This is a genomic window from Sporosarcina oncorhynchi, from assembly GCF_033304615.1.
GTDB classification, from domain to species: Bacteria; Bacillota; Bacilli; order Bacillales_A; family Planococcaceae; genus Sporosarcina; species Sporosarcina oncorhynchi.
The window spans coordinates 2,043,481-2,059,311 of sequence record NZ_CP129118.1 but is presented as its reverse complement, the minus strand read 5'-3'; the positions used below and the strand labels follow the sequence as shown (position 1 = coordinate 2,059,311).

Annotated in this window: 13 protein-coding genes; 5 read left to right on the top strand and 8 right to left on the bottom strand. The window is 41.0% G+C overall.

Annotated elements, in window-relative coordinates:
• The first annotated feature begins 15 nt into the window (after positions 1-15).
• Together QWT69_RS09905 and QWT69_RS09900 are read left to right on the top strand one after the other, a co-directional pair.
• Entirely contained in the window at positions 16-1,764 is a 1,749-nt protein-coding gene (locus QWT69_RS09905) for a vWA domain-containing protein (protein ID WP_317971031.1), read from the top strand.
• Entirely contained in the window at positions 1,748-4,342 is a 2,595-nt protein-coding gene (locus QWT69_RS09900) for a VWA domain-containing protein (RefSeq protein WP_317965261.1), read from the top strand. The genes QWT69_RS09905 and QWT69_RS09900 overlap by 17 nt, the downstream gene beginning before the upstream one ends.
• 324 nt (positions 4,343-4,666) lie before the next feature.
• Here QWT69_RS09900 and QWT69_RS09895 read toward each other — a convergent pair whose 3' ends face one another.
• The 7 genes from QWT69_RS09895 to QWT69_RS09865 all read right to left on the bottom strand — a co-directional run bounded on the left by QWT69_RS09895 (position 4,667) and on the right by QWT69_RS09865 (position 11,958).
• Positions 4,667-5,827, bottom strand: coding sequence for an MFS transporter (locus QWT69_RS09895; RefSeq protein WP_317971029.1), 1,161 nt, complete (start codon positions 5,825-5,827; stop codon positions 4,667-4,669).
• Positions 5,828-6,008: 181 nt separating this feature from the next.
• On the bottom strand, positions 6,009-7,082 hold the full coding sequence (locus QWT69_RS09890) for an ABC transporter substrate-binding protein (protein WP_317965259.1): 1,074 nt from the start codon (positions 7,080-7,082) through the stop codon (positions 6,009-6,011).
• On the bottom strand, positions 7,079-7,879 hold the full coding sequence (locus QWT69_RS09885; RefSeq protein ID WP_317965257.1) for an ABC transporter permease: 801 nt from the start codon (positions 7,877-7,879) through the stop codon (positions 7,079-7,081). Before QWT69_RS09885 ends, QWT69_RS09890 begins: the two co-directional genes overlap by 4 nt.
• Positions 7,863-8,687: an ABC transporter permease gene (locus tag QWT69_RS09880; RefSeq protein WP_317971027.1), complete on the bottom strand. Its 825-nt coding sequence runs from the start codon at positions 8,685-8,687 to the stop codon at positions 7,863-7,865. Before QWT69_RS09880 ends, QWT69_RS09885 begins: the two co-directional genes overlap by 17 nt.
• Positions 8,677-9,783: an ABC transporter ATP-binding protein gene (locus tag QWT69_RS09875; RefSeq protein ID WP_317965255.1), complete on the bottom strand. Its 1,107-nt coding sequence runs from the start codon at positions 9,781-9,783 to the stop codon at positions 8,677-8,679. Before QWT69_RS09875 ends, QWT69_RS09880 begins: the two co-directional genes overlap by 11 nt.
• A gap of 14 nt (positions 9,784-9,797) precedes the next feature.
• Entirely contained in the window at positions 9,798-10,340 is a 543-nt protein-coding gene (locus QWT69_RS09870) for a helix-turn-helix domain-containing protein (protein WP_317965253.1), read from the bottom strand.
• 157 nt (positions 10,341-10,497) lie between these two features.
• Positions 10,498-11,958 (bottom strand): hypothetical protein, encoded by a 1,461-nt coding sequence (locus QWT69_RS09865; protein ID WP_317965251.1) that lies wholly within the window; start codon positions 11,956-11,958, stop codon positions 10,498-10,500.
• A 276-nt stretch (positions 11,959-12,234) separates the two neighbouring features.
• On the opposite strand from QWT69_RS09865, the gene QWT69_RS09860 reads away from it, so the two are divergent.
• From QWT69_RS09860 to QWT69_RS09850, 3 genes are all read left to right on the top strand, one after another.
• Complete coding sequence (locus tag QWT69_RS09860; protein WP_317965249.1) at positions 12,235-12,777, top strand: peroxiredoxin; 543 nt, start codon at positions 12,235-12,237, stop codon at positions 12,775-12,777.
• 76 nt (positions 12,778-12,853) lie between these two features.
• Positions 12,854-13,303 (top strand): redoxin domain-containing protein, encoded by a 450-nt coding sequence (locus tag QWT69_RS09855; protein WP_317965247.1) that lies wholly within the window; start codon positions 12,854-12,856, stop codon positions 13,301-13,303.
• A 131-nt stretch (positions 13,304-13,434) separates the two neighbouring features.
• Positions 13,435-14,094: a potassium channel family protein gene (locus QWT69_RS09850; RefSeq protein ID WP_317965245.1), complete on the top strand. Its 660-nt coding sequence runs from the start codon at positions 13,435-13,437 to the stop codon at positions 14,092-14,094.
• A 65-nt stretch (positions 14,095-14,159) separates the two neighbouring features.
• On the opposite strand, the gene rnjA is transcribed toward QWT69_RS09850, so the two are convergent.
• Positions 14,160-15,827 (bottom strand): ribonuclease J1, encoded by a 1,668-nt coding sequence (gene rnjA, locus QWT69_RS09845; protein WP_317965243.1) that lies wholly within the window; start codon positions 15,825-15,827, stop codon positions 14,160-14,162.
• Positions 15,828-15,831: the final 4 nt, after the last annotated feature.

Genomic DNA, 15,831 nt, shown 5'->3' with positions numbered 1-15,831 from the left:
GTGGGATTCGATCATATGAATGGGATGTGGACGGCTGTTTTTCCGTTGGCCGTCCTTCTTTATTACTTTTTTAGGAAGAAGTACGTTTCGACTACAATATCCTCTACATTATTTTGGGAGACCTCAATGCGTGAAACAAAGGTCTCTCCATACTTGAAAAATCTTCAACGGAATGCTTTATTTTATCTTCAAATGGCAGCATTGCTATTATTGGTTTTCATCTTATTAGGACCTTATCTTCCAAAGGATGAAGAGGTTGCTGAGCATACTGTTTTCGTAGTGGATACGTCTGCGAGCATGGCTGCTAAGGATGGAGATAATTCTTTATTTGATCAGAATAAAAAGAAGATGATGGAACTTGCAAAAGAAAAAACCGGGCAGGCAATATCAATTATCACGACTGGCAAAGAACCTGCATTAGTAATTCGTGAAGAACGTGATGAACATTCCATTTTGGGTGCAATCGATCAACTGGATTTGAACTATGAGCAAGAACAGATGCAGCGCTCGCTCGATTTTGTGAAATCGCTCGCTTCTGAAGGCGGAGTAGATGTACATATTTTTACGGACTTTCTTGATCGTTCCGTTTTTATGGAAAGTGAAAATGGTATTAGATGGACGGTACATGCGAATGATCGACCACTTGCGAACATGAGCATTGAAAAATTTGGTGCAGTTTCCACAGCTAATGGGACAGAAGCAATCGTCAAACTGGCAAACCAGACAACTTCAGTCCAGTCAGGAACTCTACTAATTCGTAATGAAGAGAACGGAGTAGAGCTTGATAGACAGGAATTCAAATTGGATCCACAGTCTGACACATTGCTGTCCTTTAAAGAACTACCTGAACTATCTGCAATTAAGGCTCAGATCGAAATCGGGGATGATTATAATTTGGACAACGAAGCATTCGTGTTATTAGGGAATGAATCATCAGAAGTCATTATCGATCAACAATTGCATGAACTTGTCAAGAAAGCGTTTGAAGCAATCGGACTGAATATTACATCAGGTTTTGTAAATCAAATGAACCTTGCCCGCGACGAGGCACTCCTTGTGACGAATGATCCGAAGTTCTTGAATGAAGGAACATCGCCGATTCTGTTGATCGGGAGGAATGATTCTGGAACCGATCAAGTGTCGGGTCGTGTGGAGACGGAGAATGATGCACTTTTCATGCTTGCGCCTGTTGAAGACGTTTACGTAAGCGAATTGTATCCGTCGTTCGAAAACTATGAAACGATAGCGAGCGTATCAGATAAGCCATTCATTCAACGGTCACCTAGAGGCGATATTATCATACTGACGGATATTGGGTTGACAGATTGGCCACTGCATCCATCATTCCCGCTGTTTTTCTGGAGTGCGGCAGAAATGCTTACGACGGATAATAATGTAGTTGGAACATTCAAACCAAATGAACGGAAAGCGATATTGACAAGTGGTGGTTCTGAAGGACTTGAAGTGTTCACAATCGATGATCAATATATCACGACGTATCAGGAAGGTGGAAGTTTTGTAGCACCGGCTAAGCCAGGTATCTATAAGTTGCTAGATAACGGTAAAGAAGAATTACTCACAGTCCAGCTCGAACCGAGTGAAAAAATAATTGAACATGGATCGGGCTATTCACTGGGTGCTCATACTATAAACAATGGAAAAGAAGAAGGCAAAAACAAGATTGGATGGCTGATTCTCTTGCCGGTTCTCCTTCTGTTATTGATCGAGTGGGAGGTGCAAAGACGTCGTGGATATCCGAATTGAAGAACCGTTATGGTTATTGTTGCTTATTCCAATTGCCGTGTATATGATTTTTACTTGGATAAATGCTAAAGCGAGAGTCAAAAGTAGAACAACCATTCTTTATACATTAAGAAGCATTACGATTATTTGCATTGTCATTGCACTTACAGTCCCTTATATGCTTTTACCGAATGAAGAGGAACAGATCTTGTTTGTCGTGGACAGATCCATCTCTGTAGGGGAAGCAGGGAAGTTGGCAGATGAATGGATTGCTGAGAGCTTGAAAGCACGTCAGGTCAATCAATCTGCTGGCTTATACTCGTTCGCGGGTTCATTCCGAACGGACTTGCAATTGACTACTCATGAACTATTACAACCGAGTATCGAACCGATGCAATCAAGTGGATCAACAAATATCGCTAAGGCAGTAGACTTGGCAGCATCCTTTGCGAAAGCAGGGATGGCGACCCGTATCGTACTGTTCTCAGATGGGTTGGAAACAGAAGGTTCAATTGAAGAATTATTGCCTAAATATGAAGGTAGCCGTGTTCAAATTGATACTGTGGAATTAAAAAGATCGAATTTGGCAGATGCCTCCATTTCTTTATTTGAAACTCCGCGAAGCGCTTACGAAGGCGAAAAACAATTGGTTCGTGTAGAAGTAGAATCGTCCACTCAGGCAGAAGGACAGCTGTTGATATATAGAAATGATGAAGAAATTATTAACGAGAGAATCACTTTGGATGAAGGGGGCAATGCTTTCGCATTCAATATGGAAGCAAGGGGTTCTGGCTTGTTGAAATACGAGGCGAAAATAATTGTACCGAACGACGCTTTCCTAGAAAACAACCGGATGCTTTCCATTACAAAGCTTGAACAGTCTCCAAGAATTCTTGTCGTACAGACTGAACGCAATCCATCGGTCATTCCTTCATTGTTGGATAGCAATGCATTAGATGTGGATGTTGTCGACACAGATCAGTTGCCCGAATCGCTGTCAGGTTATTTAGGGTATGGAGCTATCATTTTTGATAATGTTCCCGGACATCTTGTCGGAGAACATAAAATGACGGTTATCGAGCAGGCTGTGAAGAAATTCGGCACCGGCTTCATGATGGTAGGTGGAGATGAAAGTTTTGGTCTTGGTGGTTATTTCAAATCACCAATCGAACGGTTACTACCGGTTGAAATGGAAGTGAAGGGCAAAGAGCAATTACCATCTCTCGGTCTAGTCATTTCATTAGACCGCTCTGGAAGTATGTCAGGCTCGAAGATTGTTATTGCAAGGGAAGCAGCCGCCCGTGCGGTGGAATTGCTCAGAAACGATGATACGTTCGGTTTTACGGCATTCGACCATGATATATGGGAAGTCATTCCTGTTGGGCCGCTAAAAGATAAACAAGATGCGATTGACCAAATCTTATCAGTGCCTGTGGCTGGCGGAACGGACATCTTTCCATCGATAAGAAAAGCATATGAAGACTTGGCTGATTTGAAACTACAGCGAAAACATATCATTTTGCTAACAGACGGTCAGTCGGATATGCCACCGGACTATGAAGAGGTCATCTCTGAAGGGAAAAGCTCAAATATAACGTTGTCAACAGTTTCTATTGGATCCGATGCAGATGTCGGGCTACTAGAGGAATTGGCGGAAATAGGTGGCGGAAGGTTCTATGATGCTGTCGATGAGTCAACTGTCCCTTCGATTCTAACGAGGGAGACATCCATGTTGACGAGAACCTATATTGAAGATGATCCTTTTTACGTCAACTTGAATAATGTGCCGGAATGGACGTCACTATTCAGTGATGGGGTTCCACAAATGAATGCGTATATTGCCGCTACGCCAAAAGGGACTGCGACAATCGTTGCAGACAGTCCAAAAGAGGATCCTGTCATTGCAGAATGGATGTATGGACTCGGACGTACAGTCGCCTTCACCTCCGACTCTTCGGGTAAATGGTCTGGTGATTTGGCGAGATGGGAAGGATACGCGGATTTCTGGAATGTTGCCGTATCAAGATTATTGCCGTCCTATGAAGATGTACCCTATGTCATCTCGAACGAGGGCGGCGGGACATATACTGTTACAGATACATCCCGGAATTCAGCGTTTCTTGACATTTCGATTGTAGATGAGCAAGGGGTGGATGTGCCGTTTCAAACGGAACCGTTAGCTCCCGGAAAAGTACGGGTTCAACTAGATGCTGAACCAGGACTTGTTTTCTTCGGTGTTTCTGATGATAAAGGCGGTCTGTTCGAGGCCGGTGTATCAGTGCCCTACAGCGATGAATATAAACAGTCAGAGCCTGATTCGGCAATGCTTACAAAGATAGCTGAACGAACTGGTGGCATGGTCCTGAATACACCTAGTGATGCATTCAGAAAACATCCATTTAAAAGTGGAGATCGTCTTCCGATTGCGAATTGGCTTATATTGACGGCAATGGTTCTGTTTTTCATTGATATTACATTGCGGAGATTTGGAATGTTCTCGGGTATTATGAATCGGAGAACTGTTCCAATCGAAACAGATTCTCCTCCAATGTCGGAGGATCATGTCGGCGAATTATTGAAAAAGAAACGAAAACGATGAGTAATTAAACTATCTGTCATTAGAACATTGAGTAAGTAGAAGTATTATGTATAGAGGAAATTCGACAATAGAGCCACTATGAAATATCAAATATGTTGCTTTGCGCTCCAGACGGCACACTTTCCGAGGGGCGTGGCTTGAGTCTCCTCGGTCGCAAAAACTACGCGCCCTGCGGATTGCGTCCGGCCAGAACGCAAATCGACGGGTTCATATTTCTCTATTAAAGGATGCAATTGTAAAAAAAAGATACCCACCTTTTTTGTCCATTATAAAACCGTAAAAAAACCTTATCTCCATAAATGCGAAAGCATTGGAGATAAGGTTTTATTTTGTTCTCGTTGCGGCAAGCATTAATGTATTCTTTTTTGCCCACGTACTCGCAATTACAAAACATAAGAGAAGAATCAACGTACCGAGCAAGTAAGGGAAAGTATAATTAATATCGAAAATATAACCGGCGAGTGCCGGACCGACCATATTGCCAAGACTCATATAAGCATTCATCATTCCAGCAGCAAATCCCTGTTCCTCGTCAGCAAGCTTAGAAACAAGAGTGTTTACTGCAGGCCTTAGAAGTGAAGTTGCGGTCGAAAAAATTGCCGCAACCAGTAGAATGGTAAAGAACGTATTGACGAACAAAATTGCGAACATCGAAAGCGCTGCAACAAGAAGATTAATTAGAATGATGCGCATCTCTCCATAACGCTTGAAGAGTGGGTTGATAACAAATGTTTGAACGATGACACCGACAAATCCGCCGACAGTTATTAGAATTGCAATTTGAGTCGCGTCATAGCCAAATTTCTGATCGGCAAATAATGCCAAGGTAGATTGATAGTTCGCCAATCCGAACGAGAAAACGAACATGACAATTAGTAGGACGAAATAAGGGGTCTTCGTGGACCTGATCATTTGTCTCAGTAAATTCTCCGATTTCAAGAGCGCTTTTTCGATTACAACCGATGGGGCAGGATTAGGTAGTATGAAGATGGAAAGGACCGCCGCAAAGAACGAAGCACCCGCTGCCACATAAAAAGGGAAGTGAATACTAATTGTTGATAAAAATCCTCCGATTCCCGGTCCAATCATGAAGCCTAGAGACATGGAAGCTCCGAGAAGTCCAAGCCCTCTACCTCGTTTTTCTAGGGGTGTTATATCAGCGACGAAAGCCATCATCGGTGGAACAAGGAAAGCCGCACCAAATCCTGAAAAGAACCGAGCGACAAAAAGCATCCATAACTCGGTGGACAAACTAAAAGCTAGTTGGGAAGCACCATAGATGAATAAACCTATGATAATAATTTTCTTCCGACCATGGCGATCAGATAATACGCCTGATAATGGTGAGAAAATAAATTGCGCGAATGAAAATATAGCAATAAGAAAACCAAGCACTTTTCCTGCAACTCCAAATGTCTTTAAAAACTCAGGCATGATAGGGATGATCAGACCGATACCAGCCATTGCAATGAACATATTGAACATCAGGATATAGAGTGCGAAATTAGTGGATTTAGATTCCGACAAAAGCACTCCGCCTTTCAAGAAAAAACTATATCGTGTTATTGAAGTAGTTTACCATAGTGTTTAAGTAAATACACTTATATGAGAAGCGAAAATCGCTATCCATCAACCTTTTGAAGTAGATAATGGATAGCGATAGGTATTATTTATTTAAGCTCATCTTGAATTCAAGGAAGAGTTCATTATAGACGCCTAGCACCTCTAGACCAAGGTTTTTATACACTTCTAAATGGCTGCGAGTCTCTTCATCAGGATAAAAACGTTTATCTTCAACGACTTCAGGGTCCATCAAATCAAGTGCAGAAAGGTTTGGCGTAGAGTAACCGACGTAATCTGCATTTTGTGCGGCAACTTCAGGATCTAGCATAAAATTGATAAATGCATGTGCCCCGTCAATATTATCAGCAGTTTTAGGAATAACGATATTGTCGAACCATAGATTCGACCCTTCTTCAGGTACGATATAGTCAATATCCTCATTTTCATACATCATATCAGCGGCTTGGCCAGACCAAGTCAATGAAATGGCAGCCTCGTTATTAATCATTAGCTGTGTCACTTCATCTCCAATCACGGCTTTTACATTAGCTCGCATGGCTTTTAACTTATTTGTCGCTTCCCGCAGCTCCTCTGGCTTCGTGGAATTCAATGAATAACCTAATGAGTTCAATCCCATTCCAATCGTCTCTCTAGCACTGTCAACGAGGATGACACGCTGTTTTAAAGAAGAATCCAAAAGATTATCCCAGCTCTCAAACGTCTGGCCTTCCAATAGGGAAGGGTTAAAAGCAATGCCGACGGTGCCCCAAAAATAGGGGATGGAATACTTATTGTTAGGGTCAAAAGCCAAATCTAAGAAATAAGGGTCGATATGTTTTATGTTGGGAACTTTATCATAATCAATTGGTAGAAGAAGATCTTTTTCCTTCATCATTTCGACCATGTATTCAGACGGTATTGTTACGTCGTATGATGTACCACCTTGTTCGATTTTCCCCATCATTGCCTCGTTTGAATCGAATGTTTCATAAATGACTTTTGTTCCTGTTTCTTCTTCGAACTGCTTTAACAGTTCAGGGTCGATATATTGTCCCCAGTTATAGACAGTAATTGTATCTGTTCCCGTTTTGCTCCCTTCATTGAGCTCTCGGTTAACGAGTAGAAGGACTCCTGAAACGAGAAGGATAAGAATGATGGATTGTGTTATCGATCTCATTTTTTCACCCCCGTGAAAGGTGTCTTCAACTTTTGGTTTAGCAAATAATAGCCGATAACCAATCCCGCAGTCACAATGAAAATCAGACCGGAAAGAGCATTAATCGTTAAGCTGATACCTGTTCTTGCCATCGAATAGATTTCCACTGATAACGTAGAGAAACCGTTGCCTGTGACGAAAAATGTGACGGCGAAATCATCGAGTGAATAGGTCAAAGCAAGGAAGAAACCAGCAAAAATACCTGGTTGGATGAAAGGGATGATGACCCGTTTCATAATGTCCTTTTTGGAAGCACCAAGATCCAGTGCTGCATCTATTAATGTGGGATTCATTTCCGCAAGTTTCGGAAGCACCATAATCACGACAATCGGAATACTGAAAGCGATATGGGAAATCAGAACGGAAGCGAATCCTAGTTTAACGCCTATGAGCGTAAACAAAATTAGGAATGAAGCTCCGATAATTACATCAGGACTGACCATCAATATGTTGTTTAACGATAGGACTGCATTACGCATCTTTTTATTGCGCATGAAATAGATAGCCAAAGCACCCATTACGCCAATTGTCGTTGATAATAGGGCGGACAATAAAGCGATGACAATCGTATTGATAACGATGATAATTAGCCGTTTGTCTGCAAACACTGCTGCATAATGTTCCAGCGTGAATGACTCGAAATTGGACATCCCGCCACCAGAATTGAAAGAGTAAAAGATCAAATAGAAAATAGGTGCGTACAAAATGATGAAAACAACTGCCAAAAAGGCTTTAGGAAGCTTACCTATTCTTTCCATTGCCAGTCATCCCCCTTTCATTGCCGCTCGTAATGAGCATAATAATGAACATGAACAATATGAGGAATACCGCAATTGTTGAACCCATCCCCCAGTTTTGTGTAACGAGGAATTGTTGCTCAATCGCCGTTCCGAGAGTGATCACTTTATTACCCGCAATTAAGCGTGTAATCATGAACAACGATAACGCTGGTATGAAAACGACTTGTACACCCGATTTGACGCCGTTCAGCGTCAAAGGCCAAATGACTCGTTTGAAGGTTGTCCATGAATTGGCACCTAAATCACGTGAAGCGTCAATCAGTGCTGGATTCAATCTGTCAAGTGCGTTGAAAATCGGCAAAATCATGAATGGAATGAAAATATAAACTGACACGAATACAAAACTGAAATCAGTGAATAAAATTTGCTTCTTGCCAATTCCAATCGTCTCCAAGAAAGCGTTCAGTGGTCCATACAAGCCCATCAAACCAATGAATGCATACGTTTTCAAAAGAAGATTAATCCAAGAAGGAATGATGATGAGTAATAGCCATAATTGCTTATGTTTTGTCTTAGTCAGAAAATAGGCGGTCGGGTACGCAATGAGCAATGAGAAAAACGTAATGAGGAATGCATACCAGAATGAGCTGATCGTCAACGTCAGATAGACGGACGAGAAAAAGTTCTTATAATTAACGAGTGTGAAATTGCCGGACAGGTCGAAAAATGAATAATAGACGATTAACCCTATTGGTGCCAGGACAAACAGCAGAATCCATACTGCATATGGGATTGTATAAAAAGTACTTAGTCGATTATTCTTCATCATCGACTGCTCCATATGCCTCAAGTCGCGCATCATAATCTTCTTCCGATTCGTTTAAACGCATGACGTGGATATCTGCAGGATCGAAATCCAAACCGATAACCGCTCCGACATCCGCTTTCTTCGTCGAATGAACAAGCCATTCGTTGCCATCACTGTCATACGTCGACAATTCATAATGGACTCCGCGGAACAGTTGCGTATCGACTGTGACATTCAATTTCCCTTTATTTACAGTCGTAATTTCCAAATCTTCAGGTCGTAAAACAATATCGACTTTTTCATTTGGCTGTAAGCCTGCATCTGCACAGTCGAACTGCTTGCCAGTAAATTCAACGACGTAATCTTCAATCATACGGCCTCTGACGATATTGGATTCACCGATGAAATCCGCTACAAATCGATTAATTGGTTCATCATAAATATCATTTGGGGTACCTGACTGTTGGATTGCACCGACATTCAGGACAAAGATTTCGTCAGACATAGCTAGAGCTTCTTCCTGATCATGTGTGACAAAGACGAATGTTTTGCCTAACCGCTGCTGCAATTCACGGAGCTCATACTGCATCTCTGAACGAAGTTTTAAGTCGAGTGCGGATAACGGTTCATCAAGCAATATAACTTCAGGGTCATTGATGATTGCACGCGCGATAGCGACTCTTTGTCGTTGTCCACCTGACATTTCGGTGATTTCGCGATTTTCATAACCCGCCAAGTTAACGAATTTTAATGCTTCTTTCACACGTACATCAATATCCGCCTTCTTTACTTTTTTGATGCGAAGGCCAAATGCGACATTTTCATAGACATTCAAATGAGGGAATAGGGCATAATCCTGGAAAACTGTATTCACTTGTCGTTCATTTGCAGGGACGTTGTTGATCTTTTTTCCATTAAAAAAAATAGTGCCTTCTGTTGGTTCGATAAAACCAGCAATCAGACGAAGAATCGTTGTCTTTCCGCATCCTGAAGGACCTAATAAAGTGTAGAATTTTCCGCGTTCCATTTCAAATGAAACGTTGTCCAATACGGTATGATCATCACTGTATTTCTTCAAAACATTGTCAAAACGGATAATTGGTTCAGTTGTCATCAATTATTTCCCCCTTATAAATAAGATTCTGTCGCAATAAGTATAAATTCGCTCGGTCCTTCGTTAGAATTGGATATCCGATGCTTGTCTGATGCTTCATAATAGACCGAGTCTCCAGCGATAGCTTTGTATGTATGGTTGCCAATTTCGATTTCCACTTTTCCGGATAAAATATAGATGAACGTTTCTGCAAGAGAAGGTTCAAACTGTTTGAATTCACCGTTGTGAGAAAACGTAATATGCACGGGCTCCATTTCATTTTCATTGGAACGTGGTACGAGCCAGCGGATTTTGTATTTCAGTTCATCATTAATATAAGTCGTTTGGTCAGCAGGTGTATACACGATTTTCAGGTTTTTCTTTTGATCTTCAAAAAACTCTTTTGGGGTCGTTCCTAGGACTTCCAACAAAGCAAAGAGAGTCTCAATGGAGGGGGAAGTAAGCTCCCGTTCCAATTGTGAAATATACCCCTTCGTTACATCTGTCCTCTCGCCAAGCTCTTCTTGTGTAAGTCCTTTCTTTAGACGAAGCCTTTTGATTTTCCTACCGATTTGCAACGTCGTCATTCCTTTCTTTGCACAAAAAAGTTTACTTATACTGTACTTTGAGTTTACTGTAGGGCTTATTTATTATACAAAATACAAATTGGAAATCAAGGCTTTTCATGAAAAAGGCCAAAATCGCAATGAATGAATTTTGGCCACAACTATATAGTCATTCATCATCCATCGTATGTTTCATACTTCGTCTCTTCTGCATAAGAATCCGACCAAAGGTGATAATAATTAGATAACCTGATAATCCGATGCCTGTAACAGCGGTGATGAGTGAAATCCATTCGAAAAGTGTATAAGTTGAATAATTTTTCCAACCTGAAGGGGCTTCCCAATCCGAAATGACCAGATTCATTCCGTAAATTCCAGAAACGACAGTAAATATCGTTAAGATGAATAATAATGTATTTACTTGTCCTGCACGGCTGTTTTCTTGACTCTTGTACAATTGCTGCAGCGTTTCACTTACTTCATTGTAAAGTATGTCCAAATTGAAAGCGTTTCTGAAGAGAGTGGACAGCTCTTTCCCTTCGGTGCGGGTACTGATTTCCCTGAAATAATACCATGAAGAGAAGAGTGTGATTAATTTTATAAGTGATTTCACGTAGTATGCATCTTTCTTCCATTCGATTTGACTGTATTCATAAGACATACGCAGTAGCATAATTTTGTAATAGTAGTGAAGTAAAAGATTGTAGAAATGAGTGCCCATATGATGCCCCAGTTCTTGCGAAAGCTCTGTAGCATTTCGATTAGAAATCGTCGAAAAAGCATGATCGGTTGTGAGCATATACAGTTCCGGTGCCCATCGGTCATGTAGCGTTTTTGACAGGGAGTTTTTAATGTATTCTGGATTTGTTGACGAAATGAAAGGCTTTCCTTCTGGTGACTTTCCGTTTAGATTGCCAATACGGAAAAGTTGTTCGGGTGTGATGGGTTGTTCTTCCTTCGTCAATATAAAAGTGGAAACGAACATTCGTTCATCCTCAATGTACGGAAGAGAGCCGAAATAACCCTTCAATTTTTTGTCTTGGAGAAGGATTTCTTTCAAGAAAGAGCATAAATGGTTGAATATAAAGTCATGTATAGATAGATTTTCTGCACTAGGTGAAATGATGATTTTCGACCCTTTGTTTTCATCCAAACGTGATTCAACTGCTCTAAAATGCTGTGCAAAGTCAAGGACGTCGGATAATTCCATGGTTTGTCCCAATTTGATGCGCAAAGATAGAAATGCAACTCCAAAAGGCGCTAATATGATATCAATACTACGTACATGAAATGAATAAATTGCCTCTCTAATTTGAAGTTCGTATTCCATATTAATAACATTTGTAAAACGGTGAAAGCCCTTCTCAAGGATGGAAGAAGGGAAAAGCTTATGTTCGACATACGGAAAGAAATATTGTTCGAGTTCCTGCACTTCCACTTTAATATCATCACCGTAACATCGGTCTGTTTCGTTGCTATTGGGTTGATTTAAACTGAAATATGTATAACCATTCTGTTTTATATGCTCCGCAATGGACTTTTTATGGGAGTGGTTATAGCTGAAAGGGAGGAGAAACGTCATGTAGGATTGGTCGATAGTTAAAGCTTCCAATGGAACATTAGTTTTCATAAGTTCTTCTTCCTCCATTCATTCTCAATTGAAAGTCTTGCATTAAGAATAGCCATTACTAGCATTCCCTAATTCGTTCTTAAGTTAAACATTCGAACTCAGGAGGACTAAATAGAAACAATGGGGAACAGAGCACAAAGTTTAGACACATTTAATGATAATGATTATTATATTCGATACGTTATAATTGAAACCAAATCGAGGTTTTGTTATTCTGGATAAGGATTGTTCAGGAGATACTAAACCTGAACGAAGAAATATTGGAGGGATTTACTTATGGTAGAACGCATGGTAGGTAGACAAGCACCGGAATTTACAATGGAAGCGGTATTAGCGGACAAGTCATTTGGAAAAGTGAGCTTGGAAGAAAATATGAAAAATGACAAATGGACAGTTCTTTTCTTTTATCCGATGGACTTCACATTTGTCTGCCCAACAGAAATCACAGCAATGTCTGACCGATACGATGAGTTTGAAGACCTTGATGCAGAAGTGGTAGGCGTTTCAACTGACACGATCCATACGCATCTTGCATGGATCAATACAGACCGTAAAGACAATGGTCTTGAACAGTTGAAGTACCCATTAGCTGCAGATACAAATCATGCAGTTTCACGTAACTACGGCGTGTTGATCGAAGAAGAAGGAATCGCACTTCGTGGCCTATTCATCATTAGCCCTGAAGGTGAATTGAAATATCAGACTGTGTTCCATAACGACATCGGCAGAGATGTGGATGAAACATTGCGTGTGCTGCAAGCTCTTCAAACAGGCGGACTTTGCCCTGCAAACTGGAGACCTGGCCAAAAGACACTATAATTTTTCCTTACAACCAATTCAGATCCCCACGCATAGTATAAGCAGTGGGGATCTTTTAAACCGGAGGAGATTAAGTATGAAATTACGTGAACAAATGCCGGAATTGACTGGCGCTACAGCATGGCTAAACGGGGAAGTGACGAAAGCTGAGCTTGTCGGGGAAAAACCGACACTCATCCATTTCTGGTCTGTTAGCTGTCACTTATGTAAAGAAGCGATGCCAGATGTAAATAACTTTAGAAATCAGTACAAAGACGAATTAAATGTTATTGCTGTGCATATGCCACGTTCAGAGGACGACGTCGATTTAGCCAATATTAAAGAAGTTGCTGCGGAACACGATATTACACAACCCATTTTCGTAGACAACGATTTAAAATTAACGGACGCATATGACAATCAATATGTGCCGGCGTATTATGTTTTTGATAAAGACGGTCAATTACGCCATTTCCAGGCTGGCGGAAGCGGTATGAAAATGCTTGAGAAACGCGTAAATCGTGTCCTTGACGAAATGAAAAAGTAAGTACTATATAAATATAGCGGCCTCTAGAGGTCGCTTTTTTCAATTCCAGCGAATTTCGGCGGAAGTCGTTGAGGAGATAAGGTTCTGTATGATACACTTGTCACATCCATCAAGGGATTGGAGCGGGGTCAATGAAAAAAGAATTCGTAGTTATCGGATTGGGACGGTTTGGAGGAAGTATCGTTACCGAGTTGGTAGAGTTAGGTGCTGAAGTAATGGCAATCGATATTTCATCCGACCGTGTGGAAGAATATGCACAAATAGCTACAACTGCAGTTACTGCGGATACGACTGACGAATCCGCTTTGCGGTCATTGGGTATTCGCAATTTTGAACATGTCGTTGTTGCAATCGGTGAAAATATCCAAGCCAGCATTTTGACGACATTAATATTAAAAGAAGTCGGTGTCAAGCATATTACAGTCAAAGCGCAAAATGACTATCATGAAAAAGTGTTGCGGAAAATCGGAGCAGACCAAGTTGTCCATCCTGAGCGCGATATGGCAAAGAGGATAGCTAATAATATGCTGTCTAACAATATTCTCGATTACTTGGAGTTATCGGATGAGTATTCAATAGTGGAAATACGTGCAAATGAAAAGTTGGCTGGATCCACTTTGATTGATTTGGATATCCGAGCAAAATTCGGAGTCAATATTGTTGCAATTAAACGGCAAACACAAATTTTAGTTTCTCCACAGGCAATTGAAGAAATTGAGTTGAATGATATTTTAATCGTTATCGGTTCAGACGTAGATATTCATCGCTTTGAAAAGAAAGCACTTCATTAAATCAATGTGCCTGTAATAGGAATAACAAAAAACCTGATATCCACTAGGATACCAGGTTTTTAATATTATACTTCCATAACGACGGGTAAAACCATCGGTCTACGTTTTGTCTGATCGTATAAGAATGGTGAAAGGATATCAATGATATCGGTTTTCAATGAAGAAACGTCTGCAGTGGAATTTTGAACTTTCCGTTGCAGTTCTTTCGATAGTAGATGTTGCGCTTCGTTGATCATCATTCCGGATTCTCTCATATAGACAAAACCTCTGGAAATGATGTCCGGACCGCTGACAACCTTTTTACGTTTCTTGTCAATTGTAGCTACAACAATGACTAGACCATCTTCAGACAGTACTTTACGGTCTCTGAGGACGACGCTTCCAATATCACCGATGCCACTGCCATCGATGTATATATCACCTGAAGGCACTTTTCCGGCAAGTCTTGCGGAATCTTTAGTAAGGGCAAGAACATCACCGTTGCTCATGATGAAGTTGTTTTCAGGCAATACATCACAACTAATGGCAAGTTCCTTATGCATCGTTAACATACGATATTCACCATGGATCGGCATAAAGTATTTTGGTTGAATTAGGCGAAGCATAAGTTTTTGTTCTTCCTGTGAACCGTGACCTGAAGTATGGATGTTGTTCAAAGCACCATGGATGACTTCTGCACCTGCGCGGAATAGGGCATTGATTGTCTTGTTGACACTCAATGTGTTTCCTGGAATTGGTGAAGAAGAGAAGATGACGGTGTCACCGGGTTGAATTTGCACTTGACGGTGTGTACCGTTTGCGATTCTGGATAAGGCCGCCATCGGTTCTCCTTGGCTTCCGGTACAGAGAATCATTACTTCATTGGCTGGTAGTCTATTTAATGTTTGTGTATCGACAAATAATTCTTTAGGCGCATTGATGTAACCCAGTTCGCGACCGATTGTAATTGCATTATCCATACTACGTCCGAATATAGCGATTTTCCTGCCATATTTCTGAGCTGCTTCAATAACTTGCTCGAGGCGGTGGATATTGGATGCGAAAGTTGCGAAAATGACACGTCCATCCACTTTCCTAAAGATTTCGTTGAGACTGTCTCCGACTTTGCGTTCGGACATCGTGAAGTTTGGTACTTCTGCATTTGTGCTGTCCGAAAGTAAACAAAGTACGCCTTCACTGCCGACCTTAGCCATTTTAGCAAGGTTCGCAGGTTCACCGACAGGCGTAAAGTCGAATTTAAAATCACCTGTATGAACAATGTTCCCTGAAGGTGTTTTAACTACTACACCAACAGCATCAGGAATACTATGTGTCGTTCTGAAAAATGATACAGAAGTCTTACGGAACTTAATAACATCTTCTTCTTTAATTTCAATTAATTTAGTAGATCTTAGAAGTCCGTGCTCGTCCAACTTATTGCGCAGCAGACCGAGTGCTAGTTTTCCGCCATACACAGGGATGTTGATTTTGCGTAACAGATAGGGGATACCACCAATATGGTCTTCGTGCCCGTGAGTGATGAACAGGCCTTTAATTTTATCAATATTCCGCTCAAGATACGTATAATCAGGAATGACATAATCGATGCCCAATAGATCATCCTCAGGGAATTTGATGCCTGCGTCAATAACGATGATTTCATCCTGGAATTGGATGCAGTACGTATTCTTGCCGATTTCACCTAGTCCGCCTAAAGCGAAAACAGCAGTTTCATTGTTTTTAATTAGTTTCATTGTT

What these genes read in the sequence shown, in the direction of transcription:
- QWT69_RS09905 (WP_317971031.1), top strand. Translation starts at nt 16, where the DNA reads ATGAATGGGATGTGGACGGCTGTTTTTCCGTTGGCCGTCCTTCTTTAT.
- QWT69_RS09895 (WP_317971029.1), bottom strand. Translation starts at nt 5,827, where the DNA reads ATGTTCAATATGTTCATTGCAATGGCTGGTATCGGTCTGATCATCCCT.
- QWT69_RS09890 (WP_317965259.1), bottom strand. Translation starts at nt 7,082, where the DNA reads ATGAGATCGATAACACAATCCATCATTCTTATCCTTCTCGTTTCAGGA.
- QWT69_RS09885 (WP_317965257.1), bottom strand. Translation starts at nt 7,879, where the DNA reads ATGGAAAGAATAGGTAAGCTTCCTAAAGCCTTTTTGGCAGTTGTTTTC.
- QWT69_RS09880 (WP_317971027.1), bottom strand. Translation starts at nt 8,687, where the DNA reads ATGAAGAATAATCGACTAAGTACTTTTTATACAATCCCATATGCAGTA.
- QWT69_RS09875 (WP_317965255.1), bottom strand. Translation starts at nt 9,783, where the DNA reads ATGACAACTGAACCAATTATCCGTTTTGACAATGTTTTGAAGAAATAC.
- QWT69_RS09865 (WP_317965251.1), bottom strand. Translation starts at nt 11,958, where the DNA reads ATGAAAACTAATGTTCCATTGGAAGCTTTAACTATCGACCAATCCTAC.
- QWT69_RS09860 (WP_317965249.1), top strand. Translation starts at nt 12,235, where the DNA reads ATGGTAGAACGCATGGTAGGTAGACAAGCACCGGAATTTACAATGGAA.
- QWT69_RS09855 (WP_317965247.1), top strand. Translation starts at nt 12,854, where the DNA reads ATGAAATTACGTGAACAAATGCCGGAATTGACTGGCGCTACAGCATGG.
- QWT69_RS09850 (WP_317965245.1), top strand. Translation starts at nt 13,435, where the DNA reads ATGAAAAAAGAATTCGTAGTTATCGGATTGGGACGGTTTGGAGGAAGT.
- rnjA (WP_317965243.1), bottom strand. Translation starts at nt 15,827, where the DNA reads ATGAAACTAATTAAAAACAATGAAACTGCTGTTTTCGCTTTAGGCGGA.